The organism is Hydrogenophaga sp. (assembly GCF_051858985.1).
Lineage (GTDB): Bacteria > Pseudomonadota > Gammaproteobacteria > Burkholderiales > Burkholderiaceae_C > Hydrogenophaga.
Genome location: NZ_JBHYGM010000004.1, coordinates 123,840 through 147,653 on the forward strand (window position 1 = coordinate 123,840; position 23,814 = coordinate 147,653).

Sequence of the window (23,814 nt, forward strand, 5' to 3'; positions counted from 1 at the left end):
TTCTCCTTGAGGGTGTTCAGGCCGTGGTGGCCAAAGCTTTGCGTCGATTCACGGCATCGGCCGCGCTGGTGGTGCCGGTGGCGGGGTCCTTGTCGGCGCCGAGGTAAGCCTCGCGGATCACGGTGGAGCGGGCGAGCAGCCTGGCCGGGCCGCTGGCCACCAGCGTGCCGCGTTCGAGCACATAGCCGCGGTCGGCCACGGCGAGTGCCTTCTTCACGTTCTGCTCCACCATGAGCACGGTGGTGCCGGCGTCGGCGATGCGCCGGGCAATCGCCAGCAGCTCGTCCACCATGCGCGGCGCGAGTCCCAGTGAGGGTTCGTCGAGCATGAGCAGGCGCGGCGCGCACATCATGGCGCGCGCCACCGCCACCATCTGCTGCTCGCCGCCGCTCATGGTGCCGGCCATCTGCGAGGCGCGTTCCTTGAGCTTGGGAAAGTCGGTGAAGGCCTGTTCCAGCCGGCGCGCGCGCTCGGCTTTGGGCACCAGCCAGCCGCCGAGTTCGAGGTTTTCGGCCACCGTCATCTGCGGAAACAGCTGCCGGCCCTCGGGCACCAGCGCCACGCCAGCCTGCACGATCTCGTGCGTCTTCTCGGCCAGTTCCTCGCCGTCGAGCAGCACGGTGCCCATGCGCGGGATCAAACCGTTGAGCGCCTTGAGCAGCGTGGTCTTGCCGGCTCCGTTGGGGCCCAGCACCACGGTCAGGCCGGGCTGGATGTCGAGCTTCACATCGCGCAGCACGAGAAACGCCCCGTAGCCGGCCGAGAGGCCATCCACCTTGAGGCGGGCGCGGGCGCCACCGCCCAGCTCGAACGGGGTCTGGCGGTACCACATCATGCGGTGGCCCCCTCTGGTTCGGATTCATTCATCTCGTCGCCCAGATAGGCTTCGATCACTTCGGCGTTTCGCACCACCTCGGCCGGGGTGCCGTCCGCGATCTTGCGGCCCTGGTGCAGCACGATGACGCGCTCGACATGTCGCAGCAGCGTGGTCACCGCGTGTTCGATCCAGACCACGGTGAGATCCAGCTCGTCGCGCAGCCGGCGGATGAGGCGCGCCATCTCTTCCAGCTCGAATTCGGTCAGGCCTGCAGCCACTTCGTCGAGCAGCAGCAAGCGCGGGCGCGTGGCCAGCGCCATGCCGATCTCCAGCAGGCGCTGCTGCGAGGGCGTGATGGCGGCGGCAGGCAGGTCGGCCTGCGCGGACAGGCCGATGAGGTTCAGGATGCTCTCGGGCGTGCGAAGCACCCAGGGCACCGTGGTTTCCTCGCCCCAGAAGACGTACTTGCGCGGTCGGCGGCCCGCAAACTTGAGGCCGAAGGCGATGTTGTCTCGCACGAGCATGTCGCCAAAGGTGCGGGGCGTCTGGAAGGTGCGCGCCAGGCCATTGGCGGCAAAGCGGTGCGGCGCCTTGCCGGCCAGCTCGCGGCCCTGCACCTTCATCGTGCCGCTGGTGGGCTTGGTCACGCCCGAGATGGCGTTGAAGAAGGTGGTCTTGCCCGCACCGTTGGGACCGATGATGCCGACGAGTTCACCGGGCATGAAGCGTGCGCTGACCGCGTCCACGGCGGTGAGACCACCGAAGCGCACGGTGACTTCGTGGGCGTCGAGCAAAGGCAGGGCTTCAGTAGACATGACGACGCTCCCGTTGCTCTTTTTCGCGCTGCTTCTTGCGCTTCGTCTCGCCGCTCAGGTCGTCGCGGATGTCTTTCCACCAGAGCTTGAAGCTGTCGCGCCACGCGCGGAAGGTCTCGGTGCGCAGCGAGGCCAGACCACCGGGCAGGTACAGCACCGAAAGAATCAGCAACAGGCCGAGCGACATCATGTAGATCTGCGGCACCTGCAGGCGCAGCGTCTCGGCCAGCACACTGAACACGATGGCCGCGATCAGCGGGCCCCAGAGCGTCATGGCGCCGCCAATCAGCGCGATCAGCACGGTCTGGAAACCGATGAAGGGGTTGAACACGGTGTGCGGGTCGATGTAGGTCCAGCGCACCGACATGGCCGCGCCCACAGCGCCAGCCACCGCCGCTGTGAGCGCGAAGCCGGCGATCTTCACCAGTCGCGTGTTCACGCCCAGGGTCTGCGCGCGCTGCTCGTCGGCGCCGATGCCGAGCATGGCCAGGCCAAAGCGCGTGCCGCGGATGCCGATGGACAGGGCCACGGTGACCACGGCCAGCGTGAGCACGGTGAAGTAGATCGTGTCGCGGTCGGGCACCACCATGAGCACGCGGCCCACGGTGCCGGTGACGCTCTTCTCGAAGTAGCTGATGGCATGGCGGATCAGCTCGGTCATGCCGAAGGTGAGCACCGCAAAGTAGGTGCCGCGCAGGTGCAGAACGGCCGCGCCCATGACCACCGCCACGGCGGCGGCGATGAGCGCCCCCAGCGCGATGGCCTGCACCCAGGGCACGGTCTCCAGCAGCAGCGCGCTGGTGTAGGCGCCGATGCCGAAGAACGCCGAGGTGGCCAGCGACAGATAGCGCGTGGTGCCGCAGAACAGCGCCCAGCTTGACGACAGCGCCACGTACATCAGGCAGGTGAGTGCCATGGACACCACGAACTCGCTGGCGAAACCCGGCAACGCGATGCACCAGCCCGTGAAGCCGAAGAGGACCAGCAGGTCGCGAATGAGGAATTGGCGCGAGTTCATCTCAGGCTTTTCTTGTTTTTCTGGCGAACAGGCCTTCAGGGCGCAGCAGCAGCACGCCGATGAAGACCACGTAGCTCAACAGCGCCTTGAGCGAAGGATTGGTGAAGTGCATGCCGATGGCTTCGATCACCCCCAGCAACAGGCCGCCCGCCAGTGCGCCACCCATGCTGCCGAAACCGCCGAGGGTGATGACGATGAGCGCAGTGACGGTGTAGGGCTCGCCCATGGACGGGCTGATGGTGTAGGCCATGGACAGCAGGCAACCGGCCACGCCCGAGAGGCCCAGGCCGATGCCGAACATGAGCGGGTGCAAGCGCTTGGTGTCGATGCCCACGAGCTGCGCGCCAGTGGGCGACTGCATCAGCGCACGCACGCCCTTGCCCAGCAGCGTCATGCGCAGCAGCACGATCAGCGCACCGGAGAACAGCAGCGCCAGCGCAAACACCACGAGCTTGTTGACCGCGAACTGCGCGCTGCCGCCAGGCAGGGGAATGGCCAGCGGTTGCGTGAGGAAGTCGTAGCCGCGCAGATCACCACCCCACACATAGGAGATGAAGTTCTGCACCAGGAACATGAGGCCGAAGGCGACCATGAGGCCACGCGCCTCGAACACATCGAGGTTGGGCGACGTGGCGGTGAGCCGGCGGAAACACAGCCAGTGCACCGCCACGCCCAGCGCCATGAGGAGCCCGAACGAGACCGGAATCATCCAGAGCGGCGACAGGCCAAACGAGGTCTGCACCATCCAGGTGACGAACGCACCCACCATCAGGAATTCACCGTGCGCGATGTTGAGGATGCGCATCAACCCGTACTGCAGGTTCAGCCCGAGCGCCACCAGCGCATAGATGCCGCCGGTGATGAGGCCGGAGGCGATGAGTTCGAGCCAGGAGGAGAAGGACATGCGGATTCAGTCACCGGGAACAAACAACTCCGTTCGCCCTGAGCCTGTCGAAAGGTTCACCAGGCACAGGGGCTGGCGAAAGCTTCGACAAGCTCAGCCCGAACGGAACATCGGCTCAGCCCGAAAGGCTGCAGCGGTCAGTGCGACCTTATTTCCACATGGGCTTCGCGGCGTTGAGTTTCGCTGTCGCCACCTTCTGCGGCCACACCACCTCGAATTCCCCGTTCTGCCACTGCCCCACCGTGCCCGGCGTGCCCACGTTCTCGCTGCCGCTGAACTTGATGTCGCCGATGATGGTCTTGTGCGTGGTGCCGGCCACGTAGTCGCGGATCGCCTTGCGGTCCAGGCCCTGGGTCTTCACCGCCGCGGTGAGGATTTCCAGGCCCGCCCAGCAGGCGCCACTGGCCCAGCGGTCGGGCTCTTTCTTCTGGCTCGCCACGTGGGCGTCGAAGTAGGCCTTGGCACCCGGGCTGGTCTTGCCGTTCCACGAGCCCATGCCGAGCACGCCCTCGGCGCCGGCCGGCGTCATGACGTTCTTGTAGAGCGGGAACGCGGTGCCCACCGAGGCGTAGAAGAATTTCGGGTTGAAACCGATCTCCTTGCTCTGGCGGCTGGCCAGGATGGTATCGGGCGGGTAGGTGAAGCCCACGAACGCGTCGGGGTTCTTGTCCTTGATGCTGCGCAGCGTGGGACCCAGGTCTTTCACGCCGCCGGGGTAGCTGGTTTCCTGCACCAGGCTGATGCCGCTGCCCTGCAGCGCCACCTTGAGCGCGGCGTAGTTCTCCAGGCCGAAAAGATCGTCCACGTACACCACGGCCAGGCTCTTGGCACCGTTGGCCTTGAGCATGTCGACCAGCGCGTCGCACATGGGCTTGGGCTGCTGCAACAGCAGGAAGAAGTAGGGCAGCTTCATCTCGGCCAGGCGGCGCGAGAGCGCGGTGGGTGCGAGGAAGGGATAGCCGAAACGGTTGGCGAGAGGCGCCACGCCGAAATTGGCGTTGCTGCCCCAGGGTGGCAGCACCAGATCGACCTTGTCGCTGCCCATGAGCTTCTCGTAGGTGCGCACCACGGTTTCCATGTCGCTGCGGTCGTCGCTGCTGATCAGCTCGATCTTGCGGCGAACACCCTTCACATCCAGGCCACCTGCCGCGTTCTGCTGCTCGGCCCAGAGCAGGTAATTGGGCTCCTGGCTCACCTGTGCGCCACCGGTCCACGGGCCCGTGCGCGACATGGAATAGCCGATGCGAACCGGCGCCGACTGCGCCAACAGCTGCGGGGCAATGGACATGGCGCCCACCGTGGCAGCGGCGCTCTTGATGACCAGACGTCGAGTGGGATGGACCATGGGTTGTCTCCTGGCGTTGTGGGTTGACCGAACCCTCATGCTAAGCAGAACGGGCGCCGCACGCTATGCCGTCGGTGCACTGGGGGCTTGTCGCTGCGTGCACGGCGGTGCGGGTTAACCCTCAAAATCGCCCACCACGGGACGCGATCCCGCCGTCGATAATTTGGCGTCCCCCTTGCAGGTACCCACATGACTCCCTCCTCCGTGATGAGCACCGACATCGTCGCGCCGGGCGAACGCGCGGCGATCTGGCGCGACTGGGTGTGGACGCATTTCGGCGGACTGGAGTCCGACCTGTATGGCGACACGCTGTTCGATGGCCACATGTCGGCCTCTCACGCGGGCGACGTGGTGCTGACCAAGCTGGAGGCCAACCGCCACCGCGTGTTGCGCAGCCCCCAGCTGGCGCGCGGCAGCGAGCGCGCCTATCTCAAGATCGTGGCACCCTGGCAAGGCAGCGCGGCGGTGCAGCAGCAGGGGCGCGAGGCCTGGGTGCGTCCGGGCGGCTGGGCGATCTACGACACCACGGGCAGCTACGAAATTGCCAACCCCGAGCGGGTGGAGCATTTGATCGTGATGCTGCCCAAGGACCAGCTGACCGAGCGCGGGCTGCGGTTGGAGCCGCTGATGGCGCGACACGTGGGTGGCGTGAGCGGCATCGCCCGCGTGGCGCTGGAGACCATGCGCACGACCTACCAGGAACTGCCGGGCATGAGCGAGAACGCGGCGCGGGGCGCGGGCGAGCTCATCGTGGAACTGGTGCGGCTGTCGCTGCAGGAACTGGCCGGCAAGGGCAACGCCACCACGCAGCTCGAAGCCTTCCGCGACCGCATCCGCGAGCACATCGGCCAGCACCTGCGCGACCCTTCACTGTCGCTGGACCACATCGCCCAGGCGCTGAACTGCAGCAAGCGCCACCTGCACAACGCCTTCAGCGCGGAAGACGACACGCTGGCCCACTACATCCAGCGCCAGCGCATCCAGGCGTGCATGCGGGAGCTCTCCAACCCGTCGCGCTCGCAGCGCACGATCACGGAGATTGCGTTCTCCTGGGGCTTCAACAACGGGGCGCATTTCAGCCGGGTGTTCCGGGAGCACACGGGGCAGTCGCCCAGTGATTTCCGGGAAGCTGCTTTGCGTCGTTCCTAGTCTTTTGTGTTTCGCTCTTCGACTTCGCGCCAGCGGGGTTGCAGTGCCCGCGTTCTCCGGCCCATCCGCCCTCGCCAACTACAGACGAGCGAAATCAGAAATCAGCGAACCGAGCAGGCCAGGGAAACCTTGAGAGCCAACTGCTGCAAAGCCTGCCAGGGATCCGCAGGCCAGGTAGGCACCTTGAGACCCTTCACGATCCCATCCACCGTGTGCGCATCGTCCAGCCAGCGAGACAACGTGGCCATGTTCAGCAAAGGCAGGGCCCGCTCCATGAGCTTCTCTTTCACCCCCCAAACCCGGTTTTCCCGCAGCGCCATCGGCAACGGCCGGCCCGCGTCCAGCGCCGTGCGCACGCGGTGCAGGGTGCGGATGTCTTCCGACAGCGCCCAGTGCACCAGCACCGGCGCCTCGCCCTCGGCCTGCAGCCCGGCCAGCATGCGCTGCACGCGCTGCACCTGTCCACCCAGCACCGCCTCGGCCAGCTTGAAAGCGTCGTAGCGCGCCACGTTCAGCACCGCCGCCTCCACCTGGTCGAACGAGAGTTCACCTTGTGGGTGCAACAACGCCAGCTTCTGGATCTCCTGGTGTGCGGCCAGCAGGTTGCCCTCGACCCGGTCGGCGAAGAACTGCAGCGTGCGCTGTCCTTCCTCGCCCGCTGCCACGCGCTGGCCCTGGTGTTGCAGGCGCTGCGCAATCCACGAAGGCAGCGCCCTGCGGTCCACCGCATCGAATTTGATGGTGGCACCGAAACTCTCCAGCGCACCGAACCACGCCCCCTTCTGCGTGGCCATGTCCAGACGCGGCAGGATCACCAGCGTGAGCGTGCTGTCGTTGTCCTTCGCGTTCTCGGCGATGCGCTGCAAGGCCTGAGAGCCGTCCTTGCCCGGCTTGCCGGAGGGGATGCGAACCTCGATGAGCTGCTTGTCGGCGAACAGGCTCATGGAGCCGCCGCTGGCCAGCACCTCGCCCCAGTCGAAATGCGCGCCGGCCACCGTGTGCACGGTGCGCTCGGTGTAGCCCTGCGCGCGCGCGGCAGCGCGAATGGTGTCGCCCGCTTCCTGCACCAGCAGCGGTTCGTCGCCATGCAGGGTGTAGAGGCTCCTCAGCCCCTTCTGCAGGTGGGCAGCGAGTTGCGGTGCGGCGATCTGCATGGACGCCGCGTGCTCAGAGCGACTTCACCGCCGCCAGCCGGCGGACCACCTGTTGCACGATGTCGGCCTGCATGTCGCGGAACAGCAGGGCCTCTTCGTATTCCTTGGACAGCACCGCCGTTTCCGTGAAGCTGATGTCGCGTTCGAGCAGCAGCTCGGTGTCCTGGATCAGGTCTCTGTCGTTGGCCCCGCGCAGCCGGAAAACGAAGCGCGTGCGCAACTGCAGTTCTCGCACCTGGCCTGCGGCGGTCTGGCCCACCACCACGCGCTCGCGCTGGTCGGTCAGCACCGTGAGCACCACCTGGGCAGCCTGGTTCGGCGCCGCCGTGGCCGAGGTGAGCACCTGAAGGCCATTGGCCTGCAATCCTTCACGCAGATCGCGCGCCACCCCCGTGCCCTCGCTGCCCTGCAGACGAACCGTCTGGAAAGCGAAGGTGGGCGCCTGGCGCAACGCGAAGCCGCAGCCCGACAGGACCAGCGAGGCGAAACCCACGGATGCGCTGCGCAGGACGCGACGGCGTGACAGGAACTCGGAGCGGGCAGCGGCATTCATGGATCGGACCTCACACAACGATATTGACCAGCCGGCCCGGTACCACGACCACTTTCTTGGGCGCGGCACCTGCGGCCTGCTTGATAAAGGCTTCACTGGCGAGGGCGGCGGCTTCGATGGCCGCCTTGTCCGCACCGGCGGGCACGGTCACGCTGCCGCGCAGCTTGCCATTGATCTGCAGCACCAGTTCGAGTTCGTCGCGCTGCAGCGCCGACTCGTCGGACCTGGGCCATGCGGCATCGAGCAGTTCGCCGCCGTAGCCGAGCTCGCTCCAGAGCGTGTGCGTGATGTGCGGCGTGGCCGGATAAAGCACCCGCAGCAGGATGCCGAAACCCTCGGCCTGCGCAGCCGCGTCGCCCGCGCTGCCGTCGCCCCTGAAATCCTCCAGCGCATTGAGCATCTTCATGGCGCCCGAGACCACGGTGTTGTATTGCATGCGCTGGTAGTCGTAGTCCACCTGCTTGAGCACGGTGTGGATCTCCAGCCGCAAGGCCTTGGCGGACCGGGACAGCGCGTGCTTCGAAATGCTCGCCGCCATCGCCCCCATGCCACCCGTGTCCGAGAGCTTCACGCCGAACGCCCACACCCGGCGCAGGAACCGGTAGCTGCCTTCCACCGCTGCATCGTTCCACTCCAGCGTGGCCTCGGGCGGCGCGGTGAACATGGTGTACAGACGCGCCGTGTCGGCGCCGTATTTCTCGATCAGGTCCTGCGGATCGACCCCGTTGTTCTTGGACTTGGACATGGTGCCCACGCCCTCGTAGTCGATCGGCGTGCCCACGGGCAACTGGCCGTCGCCGCTGGTGGCCGGGTTCTTCAGTTTCGCGCCCACCACCTTGCCGGCCTCGTCCAGCACGTTTTCCACATCGTGCGGCCAGAAGTAGTCCTTGCCGCCCTTGGCGGTGCGGCGACTGTAGATGTGGTTGAGCACCATGCCCTGCGTGAGCAGGTGGGTGAACGGTTCGTCGATCTTCACCAGGCCGAGGTCTCGCATGACCTTGGTCCAGAAACGCGCGTAGAGCAGGTGAAGGATGGCGTGCTCGATGCCGCCGATGTACTGGTCCATCGGCATCCAGTAGTCGGCGCCATCGGCCACCATGCGTTCCTCGTTGACCGGATCGCAGTAACGCATGAAGTACCACGCCGAGTCCACGAAAGTGTCCATGGTGTCGGTCTCGCGCCGCGCGGCCTTGCCACACACCGGGCACACCACGCCGGCATGGAAGCCGTCGTGGTGGTTCAGCGGATTGCCTGAGCCGTCTGGAATGCAGTCCTGCGGCAACACCACTGGCAGGTCTTTCTCGGGCACGGGGACGGCACCGTGTTCGGTGCAGTGGATGATGGGGATGGGCGTGCCCCAGTAGCGCTGGCGGCTCACGCCCCAGTCGCGCAGGCGGAAGGTGGTTTTCTTCTCCCCCAGGCCCCGGGCGGACAGCAGCGTGGCGACCTTGTCCACCGCCGCCTTGTAGCTCAGGCCGTCGAGCACGCCGGAGTTCACGCACACGCCGTGCTGCTTGTCGCTGTACCAGTCCTGCCAGGATTCGTCGCTGAACTGGCAGGCCTCTTCCGGCTTCACCAGCGCCGGGTCGGGCGCAACCACCGGCTGGATCTTCAGGCCGTACTTCTTCGCAAAGGCAAAGTCGCGCTCGTCATGGGCCGGCACGCCCATCACCGCGCCGTCGCCATAGCTCATGAGCACGTAGTTGCCGACCCAAACGTCCACTTCCTCGCCGGTAAGGGGGTGCGTCACGGTCAGGCCCGTGGCCATGCCCTTCTTTTCCTGCGTGGCGAGCTCGGCCTCGGTGGTGCCACCGGTCTTGCACTCTTCGATGAACGTGGCCAGCGCCTGGTTGCGGGCCGCGGCGTGCGCCGCCAGCGGATGCTCGGGCGCCACGGCGCAGAAGGTCACGCCCATGATGGTGTCGGCCCGTGTGGTGAACACATACATCCGGCCGCCGCCGATGGGCGTGCCGCCTTCGTCCTGGATCGTGTGCGGGAAGGCGAATCGCACGCCCTCGCTCTTGCCGATCCAGTTCTCCTGCATCAGGCGCACCTTGTCGGGCCAGCCGTTGAGCGTGGCCTTGGGGTTGCCGATCTGCACGTGTTCAAGCAGCTCTTCCGCGTAGGCGGTGATGTTGAGGTAGTAGCCCGGGATCTCGCGCTTTTCCACCACCGCGCCCGTGCGCCACCCCTTGCCGTCGATCACCTGCTCGTTGGCCAGCACGGTCTGGTCCACGGGATCCCAGTTCACGACCTGGGTCTTGCGGTAGGCAATGCCCTTCTCCAGCATCTTCAGGAACAGCCACTGGTTCCACTTGTAGTAGTCGGCATTGCAGGTGGTGACCTCGCGACTCCAGTCGATGGCCAGGCCCATGGCCTGCATCTGCTGCTTCATGTAGGCGATGTTGTCGTACGTCCACTTCGCGGGCGGCACGCCGTTCTTGATGGCCGCGTTCTCCGCCGGCAGGCCGAAGGCGTCCCAACCCATGGGCATGAGCACGTTGTGTCCGGCCATGCGCAACTGGCGCGCCAGCATGTCGTTGATGGTGTAGTTGCGCACATGGCCCATGTGCAGCTTGCCACTGGGATAGGGCAGCATCGAGCAGGCATAGAACTTCTTCTTGCCAGCGACCTCGGTCACCCGGTAGGCGTCTGTGGCATTCCAGTGGGCGTGCGCGGCGCGCTCGACATCTTGGTGGGCGTACTTTTCTTGCATGAACCAGGGTCCGGACGGGCCGGGGACGGTGTGTGGGGGAAGGCGGCGCGCAGCGGCGCGGAAGATGGCGGATTTTAGGCCTTGGGCCTGCGCCGCACGGCAGCGGCCTTCAGCGCGGCGGGGGAGGCGGGGCTTCGGCCACGAAGCCGATGCGCGACAGCCCTGCGGACTGCGCCAGCCCGATCAGCTGCACCACCTGGCCATAAGGCACGCTGGCGTCGGCGCGCAACTGCAGTTCGGTCGCGGGGTCGCGCCGCGCGGTTTCCTGCAGAAGTCCACGCAGGCTGTCCTGGGAGACCGGCCGGCCATCCCAGTGGATCTGGCCCCGGGCATCGACTTCCACAGCCACGAAGGCGCCATCGCCCGCGGGTCCCGAGCCCGGCATCTCGACCCGCGGCAGGTCCAGTGCCAGGCGCCCGGCCATGAACGGCGCGGCGATGATGAAGATCACCAGCAGCACCAGCATCACGTCCACCAGCGGCGTGACGTTGATGTCGCTCATGGGTTGGTGACCCACCGGCTTTTCCAGTCCACCGAAGCTCATCGCGCCTGCTCCCGGTGCAACATCAGTTCGCGCAGATCGCGTGCGAAGCCCTCCAGATCGGCCTCGATGCGCGCGATCTGTCGGCCGAGCACGTTGTAGGCCAGCACCGCAGGAATCGCCACCGCCAGACCGGCAGCCGTCATGACCAGCGCCTCGCCCACCGGGCCGGACACCTGTTCGATGCGAAAGGGGCCGTCCTGGCCGATGCCGGCGAGCGCGTGGTAGATGCCCCAGACCGTGCCGAGCAGCCCGACAAAGGGCGCGGTGGAGCCCACGGTGGCCAGCAGCACCTGCCCGAACTGCAACCGGTGCAGCACACCGTGCAGGGCACCGCGCAGCACGCGCGTGAGCTGCTGCGAACGGTCGGCTGCCGTGGCCAGGGTGCCGGGGGCAGCGGCATCGAGACCGCGCGCGGCCTGCAGAAGCGGCAGGACGATGCGCTGCGCATCGAAACGCTCCAGACGGCGCTGCGCATCATCGAGGTCGGCCGATTGCCAGAACGCCGCGGTGCTCAGCCCGGCGTTCCTCGCGGCACTGCGCAGCAACCAGGCCTTCCAGAGAATCACCACCCAGCTCGACACCGACATCGCCAGCAGCAGCAAGGCCACCGCCCGACCCAACGCATCCGCCTGCGCCAGCGTCTGCAAAAGCCCCTGGCCCGGGCCGTCGGTCATTTCAGTGCAAGCACGTCGAACATGTCGTACAACCCGGCCGGCTTGCCCGCCAGGAACCGCACGGCGCGCAGGCTGCCCTGCGCATAGGTGGCGCGGCTGCTCGACTTGTGCGTGATCTCGATGCGCTCACCGGTGCCGGCGAACAGCACCGTGTGGTCGCCCACGATATCGCCGCCGCGGATGGTGGCGAAACCGATGCTGGAAGGGTCCCGCTCGCCGGTCACGCCTTCGCGGGCGTAGACCGCGCAATCCTTGAGGTCGCGACCCAGCGCGTCGGCAATCACCTCGCCCATCTTGAGCGCGGTGCCGCTGGGCGCATCCACCTTGTGGCGGTGGTGTGCTTCGATGATCTCGATGTCGTACCCGGTGGACATGGCCTTGGCCGCCATCTGCAGCAGCTTGAGCGTGACGTTGACGCCCACGCTCATGTTCGGCGCCATGACGATGGGAATCTGTTTCGCGATCTGCGCGATCTCTGCCTTCTGCCCATCGGAAAAACCAGTGGTGCCGATCACCACGGCCACCCCCCGCCTCGCGCACTCGCGCAGATGCGCCATGGTGCCTTCGGGACGGGTGAAGTCGATCAGGAACTGGCTGTCCGAGAGGCCTTGCGCCAGATCGGCGGTGATGGTCACGCCTGTGGCGTGGCCGGCAAAGGCACCCGCGTCCTGACCCAGGGCGGGGCTGCCCGGGATGTCGAGCGCGCCCGAGAGCACGCCGTCGCCACTGGAGCGGACCGCCTCCACCAGCATCTGACCCATGCGCCCGCTGGCGCCTGCGACGCAAATCCGCAGGGCGGGCGCGCTCATTGCGCCGGCCCCGCGCCCTCCAGGGGCGGATAGTTGGCATTGGCAGGCGCGGTGGGGGGCGGCGTCACCGGGGTGCCGGGGTTGCGCTCCTGGAACGACTTGAGCTGCTCGGGGGTGGCTTCGAGCGGAAGCACCTTGCCGGGCTTGCGCCGCGAATCCAGCGAGGCCACGAATTCGGTTTCGCTGGGCAGGTCGTCGGATTCCACGCGTTCCAGCACGTCGCCCTTGAAAAACGCGGTGAGCTTGCGGCGCTGCGGCTCCTGCCCCTGGCGCTTGAAGGTGAACACGTAGTCCCAGCGATCGGCGTGAAACACGCTGGTGAGCAGCGGCGAGCCGAGCACGTCGCGCACCTGGGGCCGCGTCATGCCGGGCTTGAGCAGTTGCGACTGCTCGCGCGTGACCACATTGCCCTGAAGGATGTCGATCTTGTAGGGGGTGACCAGGCTCGTGAGGCCGTACGTGCCATCGCCGTAGCCCGAGCAGGCGCCCAGGCCCGCCAGCGCCAGCGTACAGACGAGGGCCCGCAACGGGCGGGAGCGATTCAGGGCAGCAGTGCTGCGATGACCGGATACGTGCATGTGAACGGGCCTTTTAAGCGCAGCGCCCTGCGCGCTGACCGACGGAAATTGCGGCGTGCGCAGGGCGCTGGCGATATGATCCGTTCATTGTAGTCCCGGGCCCTCCACGCCCCGGATCGGCCCTTTCAACCGCCCGCTGTTCCCTGCCATGACCAACATCGAAGAACTCAAGAGCACGGGGCTCAAGGCCACCCTTCCCCGGCTGAAGATTCTGGAGGTGTTCCAGAACGCCAAGCAGCGCCACATGACGGCCGAAGACGTGTTCCGCGTGCTGCTCGAAGAGCGCTCCGACATCGGCCTGGCCACGGTCTACCGGGTGCTGATGCAGTTCGAGCAGGCGGGGCTGCTCACGCGCAGCAATTTCGAATCGGGCAAGGCGGTCTTTGAACTCAACGAAGGTCAGCACCACGACCACCTGGTCTGCCTGGACTGTGGCCGTGTGGAAGAGTTCTACGACGCGGAAATTGAAAAACGCCAGCAGATGGTGGCCAAGACGCGCGGCTTCGCGCTGCAGGAGCACGCCCTTTCGCTCTACGCGAATTGCACCAAGACCGACTGCCCCCACAAAGGGCACTCGCACAGGGCCTGACGTTCACTCTCCGCGCGACATGGCCGCGCGGTGGCGCGAGACGAACTCCTGGTAGGTGTCGATGCCGCGCAGTTGCAGGATGGTGTTGCGCACGGCGGCTTCCACCAGCACGGCGATGTTGCGCCCTGCCACCACCTGAATGACTGCCTTGCGCACCGGCACGCCCAGCACGTCCTGGTAGAGCGGTTCGTGGGGCATGCGCTCGTAGTCCCGCTCCATGGTCTCGCGCCGCACCAGGTGCACGATGAGCGAGAGCCGCATCTTGCGCCGCACCGCGGTCTCGCCAAAGATGGCCTTGATGTCGAGAAGGCCGATGCCGCGCACCTCCAGCAGGTTCTGCAACAGCTCGGGGCAACGGCCCTCGATGCTCGTCTGGTTGATGCGGTAGAGGTCCACGGCGTCGTCGGCCACGAGGCCGTGACCGCGTGAAATCAGCTCAAGCCCGAGCTCGCTCTTGCCCAACCCCGATTCGCCCGTGATCAGCACCCCCATGCCCAGGATGTCCATGAAGACGCCATGCATGGAAGCCCGGTCGGCGAAATGACGCGAGAGGTAGGCGCGCAGCACGTCGATGACAAAGGCGGCCGACTCGTGCGTGGCAAACATCGGAATCTGGGCACGCTCGCACATTGCGGTCAGTGCGTCGGGCGCGGTCTGGCCATCAGCAACCACCAGCACCGGCGGCTCCAGCGTCACGATGCGGGCCACGCGGCGCTTGTTGTCGTCTTCGCTCGGGCTCGTGAGGTAGGCCACCTCGCGCTCGCCGAACACCTGCACGCGGTAGGGGTGGATGTAGTTGAGGTAGCCGACCAGGTCGGCACCGGAGCGGGCCGCGCGGATGGCGACCTCGTCAAAACGCCGCTCGGAAGCCCCCAGGCCGGCGATCCACTGCCACTTCAGGGCGTCCCGATGGTCCTCGAACAGGACATCGGCGCTGACGACGGTGGGTTTCAAACGGGGTCAGGCTGCGGCGTGGGCCGATTGCCAGGAAGTGATGAGCTTGTGCAATGCAGCTGCGTCGCTGGAAGTCTTCATCTGCTCGCGCAATGCGCTGTCGCTCAACAACTCCGCAATCTCGGAAAGGATTTCCAGGTGCTTCTGTGTCGCCGCTTCAGGCACCAGCAGGAAGATCATGAGCTGCACGGGCTGTTCGTCCGGAGCGTCGAAGCCGATGGGGCTGGCGAGCTGGAACACGGCAGCCAGCGGCTGTTTGAGGCCCTTGATGCGGCCGTGGGGAATGGCAACGCCATGACCCAGACCGGTGGAGCCCAGGCGCTCGCGCGCGAACAGGCTGTCGGTGATGAGGGCGCGGTTGAGTCCGTGAAGGGTTTCGAAAAGCAGCCCAGCTTCTTCAAATGCGCGCTTCTTGCTGGTCGCATCCACGCTGACGAGCACTTGCGCGGCGGGCAATATGGCAGAGAGTCGGTTCATGTGAGCCCTTTCGGACCGCAAATTATGCCGAGTTGGGCTCACTTGAATAGACCGAGAGAACAAAAAAGCCGCTTGACAACTCAAGCGGCTTGCTGCATTGCAACATACGTCACGGCCCCGTCTGTCAGGGCCGTGAGATGGGTCACATGACGCGTTTGACGGTCTCGTGGTGGTGGTCCTGCGCCTTGCCTTTGTAGGTCAGCACCTGGCGGTCCATGATGTCGGCCAGTTTGTCGACCGCCGCGTACATGTCCGCGTGAACGGTCTCGGCAAACAGGTCGCGCCCTTTCACGTGGATCTTGCACTCGGCCTTCTGTCTCAGGTCTTTCTCCTTGAGCTTGTCGACTGAAAGCAGCACCTTGATGTCGACCACCTGGTCGAAGTGTCGGGAGATGCGTGCGAGTTTGTCGGTGACGTAGCCGTGCATGGCGGGCGTGACATCGATGTGGTGACCGCTGATCGTCAAATTCATAACTTGAACCTCCAATTGCTCCGGGTTGACAAAAGCCGCCTGGGGCAAGACCCCCTGCGGCCACGGGGATGTCTTGAACCCACTATGCCCATGAACGCCACTCGGCGCAAGCCGATTGCGGGACAAAGAATGTAAAAAAATGGTGTTCATACCCCTGGGAGGAACGCGGGTTCAGGCGCGTTTCAAGGCGGTGGTGACTTGCCATCGTGCAGATGCAGGCGCCGCGCCATGAGGATGGTGGCGAAGCTGGCGCACACACTGAAGAGGCCGGCGACCCAGTAGTGCTGCACCTGGCCCGCGGCATCCCGGCTGATGATGAAGCCGCCGAGCAGCGATGCGAGCCCCATCGCGCCAGACTGCACCGAGGCGTTCAGCGCCATGAAGGTACCGCGCAGTGGTGGGTAGGCCGCCGAAGTGACCAGTGCCATGCCGGGGATCATGCGGCCGCTCAGGAACACGAACAGGCAGGTGGCGACAACCAGCACGACCCACAACGGCAGGCGCGGCGCCAGAGTGGTCGCCATGATGGGGAACATCACGGCAATGGCGAGCCAGTTGAAGGTGCGCACCTTGCCGAATCGATCCGTCATGCGCCCGAAAAGGCGCGCGCTCACGAGCGTGGCCAGCCCACCGCAGAGATAGAGATACGGAATCTGGGCGTCCACCAACCCGACGTTGGCCTGCATGTAGATGGTGACAAAGGGAATGATGGTGAATCCGGTGAGCATGAGCAAGGCGGTGAAGCCGAACGCGCGCAGGTGATTGCGATCGGCCAGCACCATGCGGATGCCGCGCCAGATGGAAGGCCGGTCGCGTTGCAACAGATGATGGTTCAGCCGCGGAAGGGTGAGCCCGGCGCCCACGGCAAACAGAGCGCTGAGCGCAGCGATGCCGATGAAGGGCGCCTGCCAGCTCAGGTGCGACGCCAGGAACAGGCCGATCGGCACGCCCGCGACCGTGGAAAACGAGAAGGACGACATCACGATGCCCATGGCGCGCCCCCGGCGTTCGAAGGGAACCACGTCGGCCACGATGGTTTGCGACAGCGCCGAGAGCACGCCACCGAACATGCCAGCGGCCACTCGCGCCGCCATGAGGAAGCCGTAGCCCGGCGCCAGCCCGCAGGCCAGCGTCGACAAGGCGAACAGCCCATACAGCGTCAGCAGCAGCAGCTTGCGATCGAAGCGATCGACATAGGTGGCCGCGGCCAGCCCTGAGACTCCGGCAGAGAGCGTGTAGGCAGAGACCAGCAGGCCGAACTGCGCGTCGCTGATGCCGAATAGCCGCGTGAACTGCGGCCCCAGCGGCATCATGATCATGAAGTCCAGGATGTGCGTGAACTGGATGCCGGCAATGGTCAGCAGAAGCCAGAGTTCGCGGCGAGCGGAGAGGGTGGGATGTGTCATGATTTTGGGCAGCCCGCCAATGTAAGCGCAGCCACTGCAGCCGGCACACCCGGAAGGTCATCCCCTTGTCGCTCGACACCCTGATCACGCACAACACCCTGCAGCCCGTTGCGCCAGACGCGCAACCCGACGCCTGCGCCCTGGTGCTCATGGGCGGCGGTGCGCGCACGGCCTACCAGGTGGGTGTGCTCAAGGCGATTGCCGCGATGCTGGCGGCCCGCCTGCCCGCCCCGACACCCTCGGCGACACCACGACCACAGCCGTTCCCGTTCCAGTGGCTCTTCGGCACGTCGGCTGGCGCGCTCAACGCGAGCTACCTTGCCAGCCAGGCCGTGCACGGCCTGGAAGCGCTGCCGCGCCTGGCCACGTTCTGGAGCGCGCTGCGCTCCGAGCGCGTGTACCGGCTGGAGGCACCGGGCTGGGTGCGCGCCAACCGCATCGTGGCAGGCCTCACCCTCGCGCGCCAGGTGCGCCGACACCGCGCGCTGCTCGACACACTGCCGCTGGTGGACACGCTGCACCGCGCCATCGACCTGGACGCGCTCGAGCGCGCGCTGTCGCAGCGGACCATCCATGTGCTGGGCGTCACCGCGTCCAGCTACACCACGGGTGAACACTGGACCTTCTGCCAGACGCGCCCCAACCACCCGCTGCAGCCCTGGCACCGCCCGGGACGCCGCGCCGACTTCCAGCCCATCACCATCGAACACCTGATGGCGTCCAGCGCCATCCCCTTTCTTTTTCCTGCCGTGCCGCTGTGGGTGGACGGGCACAAGGAGCATTTCGGCGACGGCTCCATGCGCCAGCTCTCACCGTTGTCGCCGGCCATCCAGTTCGGCGCCAGGCGGGTGCTGGTGATCGGCGTGGGCCAGCCCCAGCGCGCGGGCATGGCGGCGCGCAACGCAGGAGATCCGACCGCCGGCACCATTGCCGGACACGCCATGGCCAGCGTGTTCCACGACACGCTGCAGGCCGACGTGGAGCAGACCCAGCGCGTGAGCCAGACGCTGGCGCGCCTGCCACCGCCGCTGGCAGCCGCGCTGCCCTACCGGCCCGTGGAAGTGATGGCCATCCAGCCGAGTTTTTCACTGGACGAACTGGCCCACAAGCACCTGCGTGAACTGCCCGCGCCCACGCGAAACACGCTGGCGGGCCTGGGTGCGCTCGACACCGCGCGCAGCGCGGCGGGCAGTGCCGCTGCGCTGGCGAGCTACCTGCTGTTCGAACCGGGTTTTGTGAACGCCCTGATCGAGTTGGGTGAACACGACGCCTGGCGCAAAAAGGACGAACTGATGGGCTTTCTGGGTGCGCCGCCGCCCCTGGGCGCCCAGGTCGCGGTGCCATAATCCGCCCTGTCCCTCACTTGGAGCACCTCATGGAAAGCACGCCACCCAGTTGTGTGCTTTCAGCTGCCCCCGCGATCGTCTGACCGCCGCGCCCCGCGCGGCACCTGGGTTGGGCGGCCGGCCGGCTGAAAGCACCGCCCGCCAAGCCCTTCGTCAGAACACCCAACCGCCGGGAGCGCCCCCATGCTCAACGTTTTCACCCTGGCCAATGGCCGCCTGTTCCAGGAAGAAATCGAATCGCTCGAGGAACTCGCGCAATTCAAGCCCATCTGGGTCGACCTGGAAGACCCCACACCCGAAGAACGCCGCTGGGTCAAGCAGCACTTCGGCCTGTCCATCCCGGAAGACGCGATGGACGAGGACATCGAGGAATCCGCGCGTTTCTTCGAGGAAGACAACGGCGAGCTGCACGTTCGCTCGGACTTCCTGATCGACGACGACGAGGACCCACGCGCGGTCCGCGTGGCCTTCATTCTCAACGAGCACAACGACACCCTGAAGAGCCAGGGCGTGCTGTTCTCCATTCACGACGAAGACGTGCCGGTGTTCCGGCTGCTGCGCATGCGTGCACGCCGCATGCCCGGCCTGATCGAGGACGCGAAGGATGTGCTGCTGATGCTCTTCGATGCCGACGCCGAATATTGCGCCGACACGCTGGAGGACATCTACGACGAGATCGAGACCGTGAGCAAGAAGGTGCTCAACAGCAACGCTTCGGACAACCTGCTGAGCGAGGCACTGTCGGCCATTGCGCGGCATGAGGACATGTCGGGGCGCATCCGTCGCAATGTGATGGACACGCGCCGCGCGGTCAGCTTCATGATGCGCAGCCGCCTCCTGAGCGCCGAACAGTTCGAAGACGCGCGCCAGATCCTGCGCGATCTGGATTCGCTGGACAGCCACACCGCCTTCCTGTTCGACAAGATCAACTTCCTGATGGATGCGACGGTGGGTTTCATCAACATCAACCAGAACAAGATCATCAAGATCTTCTCGGTGGCCAGCGTCTCCCTGCTGCCACCGACGCTGGTGGCCAGCAGCTACGGCATGAACTTCGCTTTCATGCCCGAGCTGCAATGGCACTACGGCTATCCGCTGGCGCTCGTGCTGATGGTGTTGTCGGCGGTGGTGCCGATGCTCTATTTCAGGAAAAGAGGCTGGCTTAGGTAGTCCACCCCCGCGCCGGCCCGATGCTCGGGCCGTCACACCCTCAAGGGGGCAATGCCTCCGCGGCATTCTCGCTGAGATCACTTCTGGCGCAGCAAGGCTTCCACGATCGCGCCGCTGTAGCGGCTCGCCACCTCCCGCAGGAAGTGCGGAAAGTCCACGTGTGCGGCGTCATCGGCGCGGTCCGAGATGGTGCGCAACACGCCCAGCGGCACGCCGTAGTCGTGGCAGACCTGGGCAACAGCCGCGCCTTCCATTTCCACCGCAAGCGCATCGGGCAAGACCGTGCGCAACGTGGTGCTTTCGGCGGTGGTCGACACGAAGCGGTCGCCACTGAGCAGCAGGCCCTGGTGGCAACGGGGGGCATCCAGGCCGAAGGCCTTGGTCACGTCCAGGCCCAGCGTGGCTGGCAACTCGCGCAGCACCTGCTCGCTGGCGCGCACCAGTTCATCGGTCAACGCGGTGTCGGCATCGAACGTGGATCGTCCATAGCCCGGCACCTCGTGGCGCGGAAAGATGGGCGAGGCGTCCATGTCGTGCTGCAGGAACTGCCGCGCCACCACCACATCACCCACCCGCACGCCAGGCGCCAACCCACCGGCCACGCCGGTGAACACGATGCGCTGCACGCCAAAGCGTTCGATGAGCGCGGTGGCGGTGGTGGCGGCGGCCACCTTGCCGATGCCCGAGAGCACGGCCACCACGTCGTGGCCATGCAGGTGCCCTCGCCAGAAGCTGCGCCCACCGAAGACCTGCTGTTGTTCGTCGGGCATGAGCCCGAGGACGGCCGCCAGCTCTTCGTGCAGGGCGCTGACAAGGGCGGTGGGGCCTGCCACTACTTCTTGTCGCGCAACTCGCGCCGCAGGATCTTGCCCACCGGGGTCTTGGGAAGTTCGGTGCGGAACTCCACCACCTTGGGCTGCTTGTAGCCGGTGAGATGGCTCTTGCAGTAATCGCGAACCTGGGCTTCGGTGAGGCCGTCGTCCTTCTTGACGATCACGAGTTTCACCGCTTCGCCCGATTTTTCATCCGGCACACCGACCACGGCGCACTCCATCACGCCCTCGAGCTGGGCCACCACGTCTTCCACCTCATTGGGATAGACGTTGAAGCCACTCACCAGCACCATGTCCTTCTTGCGGTCGACGATGCGGAAGTAGCCGCGCGCGTCCATCACGCCCACGTCGCCGGACTTGAAGTACCCGTCCGCCGTCATGACCTTGGCGGTCTCGTCCGGGCGTTGCCAATAGCCCGCCATCACCTGCGGGCCCTTGATGGCGATCTCGCCCGGCTGGCCTTGCGGCACTTCGATGCCGTCGTCGTCCAGGCATTTCATCCAGGTGTTGGGCAGCGGCACGCCGATGGTGCCGCTGTACTCGGTGCTCGTGGTCGGATTGCAACTGGCCGAGGGGCTGGTCTCCGAGAGGCCATAGCCTTCACAGATGGGGCAACCGGTTTTTTCCAGCCAGAGTCTGGCCACTGCGCTCTGCACCGCCATGCCACCCCCCACGGACACCTTGAGGTTGCGCCAGTTGACGGTGTTGAAATCCGGATGGTTGGCGAGCCCGTTGAAGAGCGTGTTCACCGCCGGGAAGCTGTGAAAGGTGTGCTTGCTGAGCTCTTTCAACACGGCGGGCAGGTCGCGCGGATTGGGAATCAGAATGGTCTTGCCGCCGGTGCGCATGGCCAGCATCATGTTCACCGTGAACGCGAAGATGTGGTACAGCGGCAGCGCGCAGACGCTGGTGGGCTGCTCGCCGGCAGGCACCTTCTTCATCACCGGGTTGTTCCAGGCTTCGGACTGCAGCACGTTGGCGATCACATTGCGGTGCTGCAGCACCGCTCCCTTGGAGACACCCGTGGTGCCGCCGGTGTACTGCAGCACGGCCATGTCGTCGGGCTTGATCTCCGGCCGCTTGAGGGTGCCGCGCGCGCCCTTGGCCATGGCGTCGTTGAAGCGAACGGCCTGCGGCAGGTTGAAGGCGGGCACCATTTTCTTGACGCTGCGCACCACGTAGTTCACCAGCGCGCCCTTGAGCAGTCCGAGCTGGTCGCCCATGGCGGTGAGCACCACGTGCTTGACCGGCGTGTTGGCGATGCACTGCTCCAGCGTGTGCGCGAAGTTCTCGATGATCACGATGGCCTTGGCACCCGAGTCCTTGAGCTGATGCTCCAGCTCGCGTGGTGTGTACAATGGGTTGACGTTGACCACCACCAGGCCGGCACGCAGGATGCCCGCCACCGCGACCGGGTACTGGGGCACGTTCGGCATCATGATCGCGACCCGATCACCCTTGACCAGGCCTTTGCCCTGAAGGTAGGCCGCGAACGCCTGGGACAGGCTGTCGGTCTGCGCAAAGCTCACGTCCTTGCCCATGAAGCTGTAGGCGGTGCGGCTGGCGTGCTTCTGGAAGCTTTCTTCCATCAGATGCACGAGCGAGTCGTACTGGCCCACGTCAATGTCAGCCGGCACGCCCTCTGGGTACGCACTCAGCCACGGACGTTGTGCCATCGGATCGGTCATTCCTTGTCTCCTCTTTGTTCTGGTCCAGCAGGCGGCAACTGCTGCGCCGCAATCACTCGATGGCCTTGGTCATGTCCTCGACGACCTTCTTGGCATCACCAAAGACCATCATGGTCTTGTCCATGTAGAACAGCTCGTTGTCCAGGCCTGCGTAGCCTGCGGCCATGCTGCGCTTGTTCACGATCACTGTCTTGGCCTTGTAGGCCTCCAGGATCGGCATGCCGTAGATGGCACTGCCCTTTTGCAGCGCGGCCGGGTTCACCACGTCATTGGCGCCCAGGATGATCGCCACGTCGGCCTGGCCGAACTCGCCGTTGATGTCCTCCATCTCGAACACCTGGTCGTACGGCACCTCCGCTTCGGCCAGCAGCACGTTCATGTGGCCGGGCATGCGTCCGGCCACCGGATGGATGGCGTATTTCACGGTGATGCCCTTCTCGGTGAGCTTGTGGGCAAGCTCCTTCACCGCATGCTGCGCGCGCGCCACGGCCAGGCCATAACCCGGCACGATCACCACGGTCTCGGCGTTGCCCAGCACGAAGGCGGCGTCATCGGCGCTGCCGCTCTTGACCGGCCGGGCCTCGGCCTTGGCACCGCCTGCAGCGGCCGCATCCCCACCGAAGCCGCCCAGGATCACGTTGAAGAACGAGCGGTTCATGGCCTTGCACATGATGTAGCTCAGGATCGCACCGGAGGAGCCCACCAGCGAGCCGGCGATGATCAGCATGGAGTTGTTCAGGCTGAAGCCGATGCCCGCGGCCGCCCAGCCGGAGTAGCTGTTGAGCATGGACACCACCACCGGCATGTCGGCACCGCCAATGGGGATGATGATGAGCACGCCGAGCAGGAAGCCCAGGGCAATGACCAGCACGATGTCGATCCAGCTCTGCGAATGCCAGAAGCCGAAGATGAAGAACGCCGTGGCCAGGCCCAGCGCGAGGTTGAGCTTGTGCTGGCCGGCGAAGGTGACCGGGGCGCCCTGGAACAGGCGGAACTTGTACTTGCCCGAGAGCTTGCCGAAGGCGATCACGGAGCCGCTGAAGGTGACCGCGCCGATGAAGGCGCCCAGCGCCAGTTCGATCCGGTTGCCACCCGGAATCGGGTCGCCCCGCGCCACGATGGCAAAGGCCCAGGGTTCGGCCACCACGGCAACCGCAATGCAGACCGCGGCCAGGCCGATCATGCTGTGCATGAAGGCGACCAGCTCGGGCATCTTGGTCATCTCGACCCGGTTGGCCATGATGGCGCCGATGGCGCCACCCACCACCAGGCCGCCCAGCACCCAGACCATGCCCAGGGCCTTGCCCCCGGAGAGCTCGACGATGAGCGCAGCGGTGGTCAGCACGGCAATCGCCATGCCGGTCATGCCAAACACATTGCCACGGATGGACGTGGTGGGGTGCGAGAGGCCCTTCAAGGCCTGGATGAAACAGACGCTGGCAACGAGGTACAGCAGCGTGACAAGGTTCATGCTCATTGGTGAGTCCCCTCAGCCGCGGGCGCCTTGCGCTCCTTCTTCTTGAACATCTCCAGCATGCGCCGCGTGACGAGGAAGCCGCCGAAGACGTTGACGGCCGCCAGCGCCACGGCCAGCACACCCATGGTCTTGCCCAGGTTCGTCTCGGTGAGTGCGGCGGCCAGCATCGCACCCACGATGACGATGGCCGAGATGGCGTTGGTCACGGCCATCAGCGGTGTGTGCAGCGCGGGGGTGACGTTCCAGACCACGTGGTAGCCCACGTAGATGGCCAGCACGAAGATGATGAGGTTGAGGATGGTGGGGGATACGGCTTCCATGGTGTC

Annotated in this window: 24 protein-coding genes; 4 read left to right on the plus strand and 20 right to left on the minus strand. The window is 65.8% G+C overall.

What is annotated here, in order from left to right; all coding sequences use genetic code 11:
* Nucleotides 1–16 precede the first annotated feature (16 nt).
* From ACTIEY_RS17600 to ACTIEY_RS17620, 5 genes are all read right to left on the minus strand, one after another.
* Nucleotides 17–835: an ABC transporter ATP-binding protein gene (locus ACTIEY_RS17600; protein WP_439520444.1), complete on the minus strand. Its 819-nt coding sequence runs from the start codon at nt 833–835 to the stop codon at nt 17–19.
* Nucleotides 832–1,632: an ABC transporter ATP-binding protein gene (locus ACTIEY_RS17605; protein ID WP_439520445.1), complete on the minus strand. Its 801-nt coding sequence runs from the start codon at nt 1,630–1,632 to the stop codon at nt 832–834. Before ACTIEY_RS17605 ends, ACTIEY_RS17600 begins: the two co-directional genes overlap by 4 nt.
* Nucleotides 1,622–2,650 carry a branched-chain amino acid ABC transporter permease gene (locus tag ACTIEY_RS17610; protein WP_439520446.1) on the minus strand — a complete coding sequence of 343 codons (1,029 nt, stop codon included), beginning with the start codon at nt 2,648–2,650 and terminating at the stop codon, nt 1,622–1,624. Before ACTIEY_RS17610 ends, ACTIEY_RS17605 begins: the two co-directional genes overlap by 11 nt.
* 1 nt (nt 2,651) lies before the next feature.
* Nucleotides 2,652–3,554: a branched-chain amino acid ABC transporter permease gene (locus tag ACTIEY_RS17615; RefSeq protein ID WP_439520447.1), complete on the minus strand. Its 903-nt coding sequence runs from the start codon at nt 3,552–3,554 to the stop codon at nt 2,652–2,654.
* 148 nt (nt 3,555–3,702) lie between these two features.
* Nucleotides 3,703–4,899, minus strand: coding sequence for an amino acid ABC transporter substrate-binding protein (locus ACTIEY_RS17620; RefSeq protein WP_439520448.1), 1,197 nt, complete (start codon nt 4,897–4,899; stop codon nt 3,703–3,705).
* A 189-nt stretch (nt 4,900–5,088) separates the two neighbouring features.
* On the opposite strand from ACTIEY_RS17620, the gene ACTIEY_RS17625 reads away from it, so the two are divergent.
* Entirely contained in the window at nt 5,089–6,048 is a 960-nt protein-coding gene (locus tag ACTIEY_RS17625) for a helix-turn-helix domain-containing protein (protein ID WP_439520449.1), read from the plus strand.
* A 101-nt stretch (nt 6,049–6,149) separates the two neighbouring features.
* Here the strand turns inward: ACTIEY_RS17625 and holA are convergent, their stop codons facing one another.
* The 7 genes from holA to ACTIEY_RS17660 form a co-directional block, all read right to left on the minus strand.
* Nucleotides 6,150–7,202 (minus strand): DNA polymerase III subunit delta, encoded by a 1,053-nt coding sequence (gene holA, locus ACTIEY_RS17630; RefSeq protein ID WP_439520450.1) that lies wholly within the window; start codon nt 7,200–7,202, stop codon nt 6,150–6,152.
* Between the two features lie 13 nt (nt 7,203–7,215).
* Nucleotides 7,216–7,755 (minus strand): LPS-assembly lipoprotein LptE, encoded by a 540-nt coding sequence (locus ACTIEY_RS17635; protein ID WP_439520451.1) that lies wholly within the window; start codon nt 7,753–7,755, stop codon nt 7,216–7,218.
* 10 nt (nt 7,756–7,765) lie between these two features.
* A complete protein-coding gene (gene leuS, locus ACTIEY_RS17640) occupies nt 7,766–10,471 on the minus strand; it encodes a leucine--tRNA ligase (protein ID WP_439520452.1) in 2,706 nt (901 codons plus the stop codon).
* Between the two features lie 109 nt (nt 10,472–10,580).
* Nucleotides 10,581–11,015 (minus strand): ExbD/TolR family protein, encoded by a 435-nt coding sequence (locus tag ACTIEY_RS17645; protein WP_439520453.1) that lies wholly within the window; start codon nt 11,013–11,015, stop codon nt 10,581–10,583.
* Nucleotides 11,012–11,689: a MotA/TolQ/ExbB proton channel family protein gene (locus tag ACTIEY_RS17650; protein WP_439520454.1), complete on the minus strand. Its 678-nt coding sequence runs from the start codon at nt 11,687–11,689 to the stop codon at nt 11,012–11,014. Before ACTIEY_RS17650 ends, ACTIEY_RS17645 begins: the two co-directional genes overlap by 4 nt.
* Nucleotides 11,686–12,498 (minus strand): 4-hydroxy-tetrahydrodipicolinate reductase, encoded by an 813-nt coding sequence (dapB, locus tag ACTIEY_RS17655; protein ID WP_439520455.1) that lies wholly within the window; start codon nt 12,496–12,498, stop codon nt 11,686–11,688. Before dapB ends, ACTIEY_RS17650 begins: the two co-directional genes overlap by 4 nt.
* On the minus strand, nt 12,495–13,025 hold the full coding sequence (locus tag ACTIEY_RS17660) for an outer membrane protein assembly factor BamE (RefSeq protein WP_439520456.1): 531 nt from the start codon (nt 13,023–13,025) through the stop codon (nt 12,495–12,497). The genes dapB and ACTIEY_RS17660 overlap by 4 nt, the downstream gene beginning before the upstream one ends.
* 199 nt (nt 13,026–13,224) lie before the next feature.
* Between ACTIEY_RS17660 and fur the strand changes: the two genes are divergently transcribed.
* Nucleotides 13,225–13,665, plus strand: a complete 441-nt coding sequence (fur, locus tag ACTIEY_RS17665; RefSeq protein WP_439520457.1) for a ferric iron uptake transcriptional regulator — start codon at nt 13,225–13,227, stop codon at nt 13,663–13,665.
* A gap of 3 nt (nt 13,666–13,668) precedes the next feature.
* Here fur and hprK read toward each other — a convergent pair whose 3' ends face one another.
* The 4 genes from hprK to ACTIEY_RS17685 form a co-directional block, all read right to left on the minus strand.
* Nucleotides 13,669–14,619, minus strand: coding sequence for an HPr(Ser) kinase/phosphatase (gene hprK, locus ACTIEY_RS17670; protein ID WP_439520458.1), 951 nt, complete (start codon nt 14,617–14,619; stop codon nt 13,669–13,671).
* Nucleotides 14,620–14,625: 6 nt separating this feature from the next.
* Entirely contained in the window at nt 14,626–15,096 is a 471-nt protein-coding gene (locus tag ACTIEY_RS17675; protein WP_439520459.1) for a PTS sugar transporter subunit IIA, read from the minus strand.
* Between the two features lie 142 nt (nt 15,097–15,238).
* The gene (gene hpf / locus ACTIEY_RS17680; protein WP_086125741.1) at nt 15,239–15,568 is read right to left on the minus strand and encodes a ribosome hibernation-promoting factor, HPF/YfiA family; all 330 of its coding nucleotides are present in this window, start codon (nt 15,566–15,568) and stop codon (nt 15,239–15,241) included.
* Between the two features lie 182 nt (nt 15,569–15,750).
* Nucleotides 15,751–16,974, minus strand: a complete 1,224-nt coding sequence (locus tag ACTIEY_RS17685; RefSeq protein WP_439520460.1) for an MFS transporter — start codon at nt 16,972–16,974, stop codon at nt 15,751–15,753.
* 65 nt (nt 16,975–17,039) lie between these two features.
* Between ACTIEY_RS17685 and ACTIEY_RS17690 the strand changes: the two genes are divergently transcribed.
* Together ACTIEY_RS17690 and corA are read left to right on the plus strand one after the other, a co-directional pair.
* Nucleotides 17,040–18,320, plus strand: coding sequence for a patatin-like phospholipase family protein (locus tag ACTIEY_RS17690; RefSeq protein ID WP_439520461.1), 1,281 nt, complete (start codon nt 17,040–17,042; stop codon nt 18,318–18,320).
* 183 nt (nt 18,321–18,503) lie between these two features.
* Nucleotides 18,504–19,490, plus strand: a complete 987-nt coding sequence (corA, locus tag ACTIEY_RS17695) for a magnesium/cobalt transporter CorA (protein ID WP_439520462.1) — start codon at nt 18,504–18,506, stop codon at nt 19,488–19,490.
* Nucleotides 19,491–19,567: 77 nt separating this feature from the next.
* Here the strand turns inward: corA and ACTIEY_RS17700 are convergent, their stop codons facing one another.
* The 4 genes from ACTIEY_RS17700 to ACTIEY_RS17715 all read right to left on the minus strand — a co-directional run bounded on the left by ACTIEY_RS17700 (nt 19,568) and on the right by ACTIEY_RS17715 (nt 23,808).
* Nucleotides 19,568–20,323, minus strand: coding sequence for a 5'-methylthioadenosine/adenosylhomocysteine nucleosidase (locus ACTIEY_RS17700; protein WP_439520463.1), 756 nt, complete (start codon nt 20,321–20,323; stop codon nt 19,568–19,570).
* Nucleotides 20,323–21,999: a long-chain-fatty-acid--CoA ligase gene (locus tag ACTIEY_RS17705; RefSeq protein WP_439520800.1), complete on the minus strand. Its 1,677-nt coding sequence runs from the start codon at nt 21,997–21,999 to the stop codon at nt 20,323–20,325. Before ACTIEY_RS17705 ends, ACTIEY_RS17700 begins: the two co-directional genes overlap by 1 nt.
* Nucleotides 22,000–22,063: 64 nt before the next feature.
* Complete coding sequence (locus ACTIEY_RS17710) at nt 22,064–23,488, minus strand: NAD(P)(+) transhydrogenase (Re/Si-specific) subunit beta (protein WP_439520464.1); 1,425 nt, start codon at nt 23,486–23,488, stop codon at nt 22,064–22,066.
* Nucleotides 23,485–23,808 carry an NAD(P) transhydrogenase subunit alpha gene (locus ACTIEY_RS17715; protein ID WP_439520465.1) on the minus strand — a complete coding sequence of 108 codons (324 nt, stop codon included), beginning with the start codon at nt 23,806–23,808 and terminating at the stop codon, nt 23,485–23,487. The genes ACTIEY_RS17710 and ACTIEY_RS17715 overlap by 4 nt, the downstream gene beginning before the upstream one ends.
* Nucleotides 23,809–23,814 lie beyond the last annotated feature (6 nt).

Excerpts from the sequence above, each read along its gene's own strand:
- hpf (WP_086125741.1), bottom strand. The coding sequence starts at position 15,568 with ATGAATTTGACGATCAGCGGTCACCACATCGATGTCACGCCCGCCATG.
- dapB (WP_439520455.1), bottom strand. The coding sequence starts at position 12,498 with ATGAGCGCGCCCGCCCTGCGGATTTGCGTCGCAGGCGCCAGCGGGCGC.
- ACTIEY_RS17710 (WP_439520464.1), bottom strand. The coding sequence starts at position 23,488 with ATGAGCATGAACCTTGTCACGCTGCTGTACCTCGTTGCCAGCGTCTGT.
- ACTIEY_RS17620 (WP_439520448.1), bottom strand. The coding sequence starts at position 4,899 with ATGGTCCATCCCACTCGACGTCTGGTCATCAAGAGCGCCGCTGCCACG.
- ACTIEY_RS17635 (WP_439520451.1), bottom strand. The coding sequence starts at position 7,755 with ATGAATGCCGCTGCCCGCTCCGAGTTCCTGTCACGCCGTCGCGTCCTG.
- leuS (WP_439520452.1), bottom strand. The coding sequence starts at position 10,471 with ATGCAAGAAAAGTACGCCCACCAAGATGTCGAGCGCGCCGCGCACGCC.
- ACTIEY_RS17685 (WP_439520460.1), bottom strand. The coding sequence starts at position 16,974 with ATGACACATCCCACCCTCTCCGCTCGCCGCGAACTCTGGCTTCTGCTG.
- ACTIEY_RS17675 (WP_439520459.1), bottom strand. The coding sequence starts at position 15,096 with ATGAACCGACTCTCTGCCATATTGCCCGCCGCGCAAGTGCTCGTCAGC.
- holA (WP_439520450.1), bottom strand. The coding sequence starts at position 7,202 with ATGCAGATCGCCGCACCGCAACTCGCTGCCCACCTGCAGAAGGGGCTG.
- corA (WP_439520462.1), top strand. The coding sequence starts at position 18,504 with ATGCTCAACGTTTTCACCCTGGCCAATGGCCGCCTGTTCCAGGAAGAA.
- ACTIEY_RS17650 (WP_439520454.1), bottom strand. The coding sequence starts at position 11,689 with ATGACCGACGGCCCGGGCCAGGGGCTTTTGCAGACGCTGGCGCAGGCG.
- ACTIEY_RS17615 (WP_439520447.1), bottom strand. The coding sequence starts at position 3,554 with ATGTCCTTCTCCTCCTGGCTCGAACTCATCGCCTCCGGCCTCATCACC.
- ACTIEY_RS17715 (WP_439520465.1), bottom strand. The coding sequence starts at position 23,808 with ATGGAAGCCGTATCCCCCACCATCCTCAACCTCATCATCTTCGTGCTG.
- ACTIEY_RS17705 (WP_439520800.1), bottom strand. The coding sequence starts at position 21,999 with ATGGCACAACGTCCGTGGCTGAGTGCGTACCCAGAGGGCGTGCCGGCT.
- ACTIEY_RS17600 (WP_439520444.1), bottom strand. The coding sequence starts at position 835 with ATGATGTGGTACCGCCAGACCCCGTTCGAGCTGGGCGGTGGCGCCCGC.
- ACTIEY_RS17645 (WP_439520453.1), bottom strand. The coding sequence starts at position 11,015 with ATGAGCTTCGGTGGACTGGAAAAGCCGGTGGGTCACCAACCCATGAGC.
- fur (WP_439520457.1), top strand. The coding sequence starts at position 13,225 with ATGACCAACATCGAAGAACTCAAGAGCACGGGGCTCAAGGCCACCCTT.
- ACTIEY_RS17610 (WP_439520446.1), bottom strand. The coding sequence starts at position 2,650 with ATGAACTCGCGCCAATTCCTCATTCGCGACCTGCTGGTCCTCTTCGGC.
- ACTIEY_RS17625 (WP_439520449.1), top strand. The coding sequence starts at position 5,089 with ATGACTCCCTCCTCCGTGATGAGCACCGACATCGTCGCGCCGGGCGAA.
- ACTIEY_RS17605 (WP_439520445.1), bottom strand. The coding sequence starts at position 1,632 with ATGTCTACTGAAGCCCTGCCTTTGCTCGACGCCCACGAAGTCACCGTG.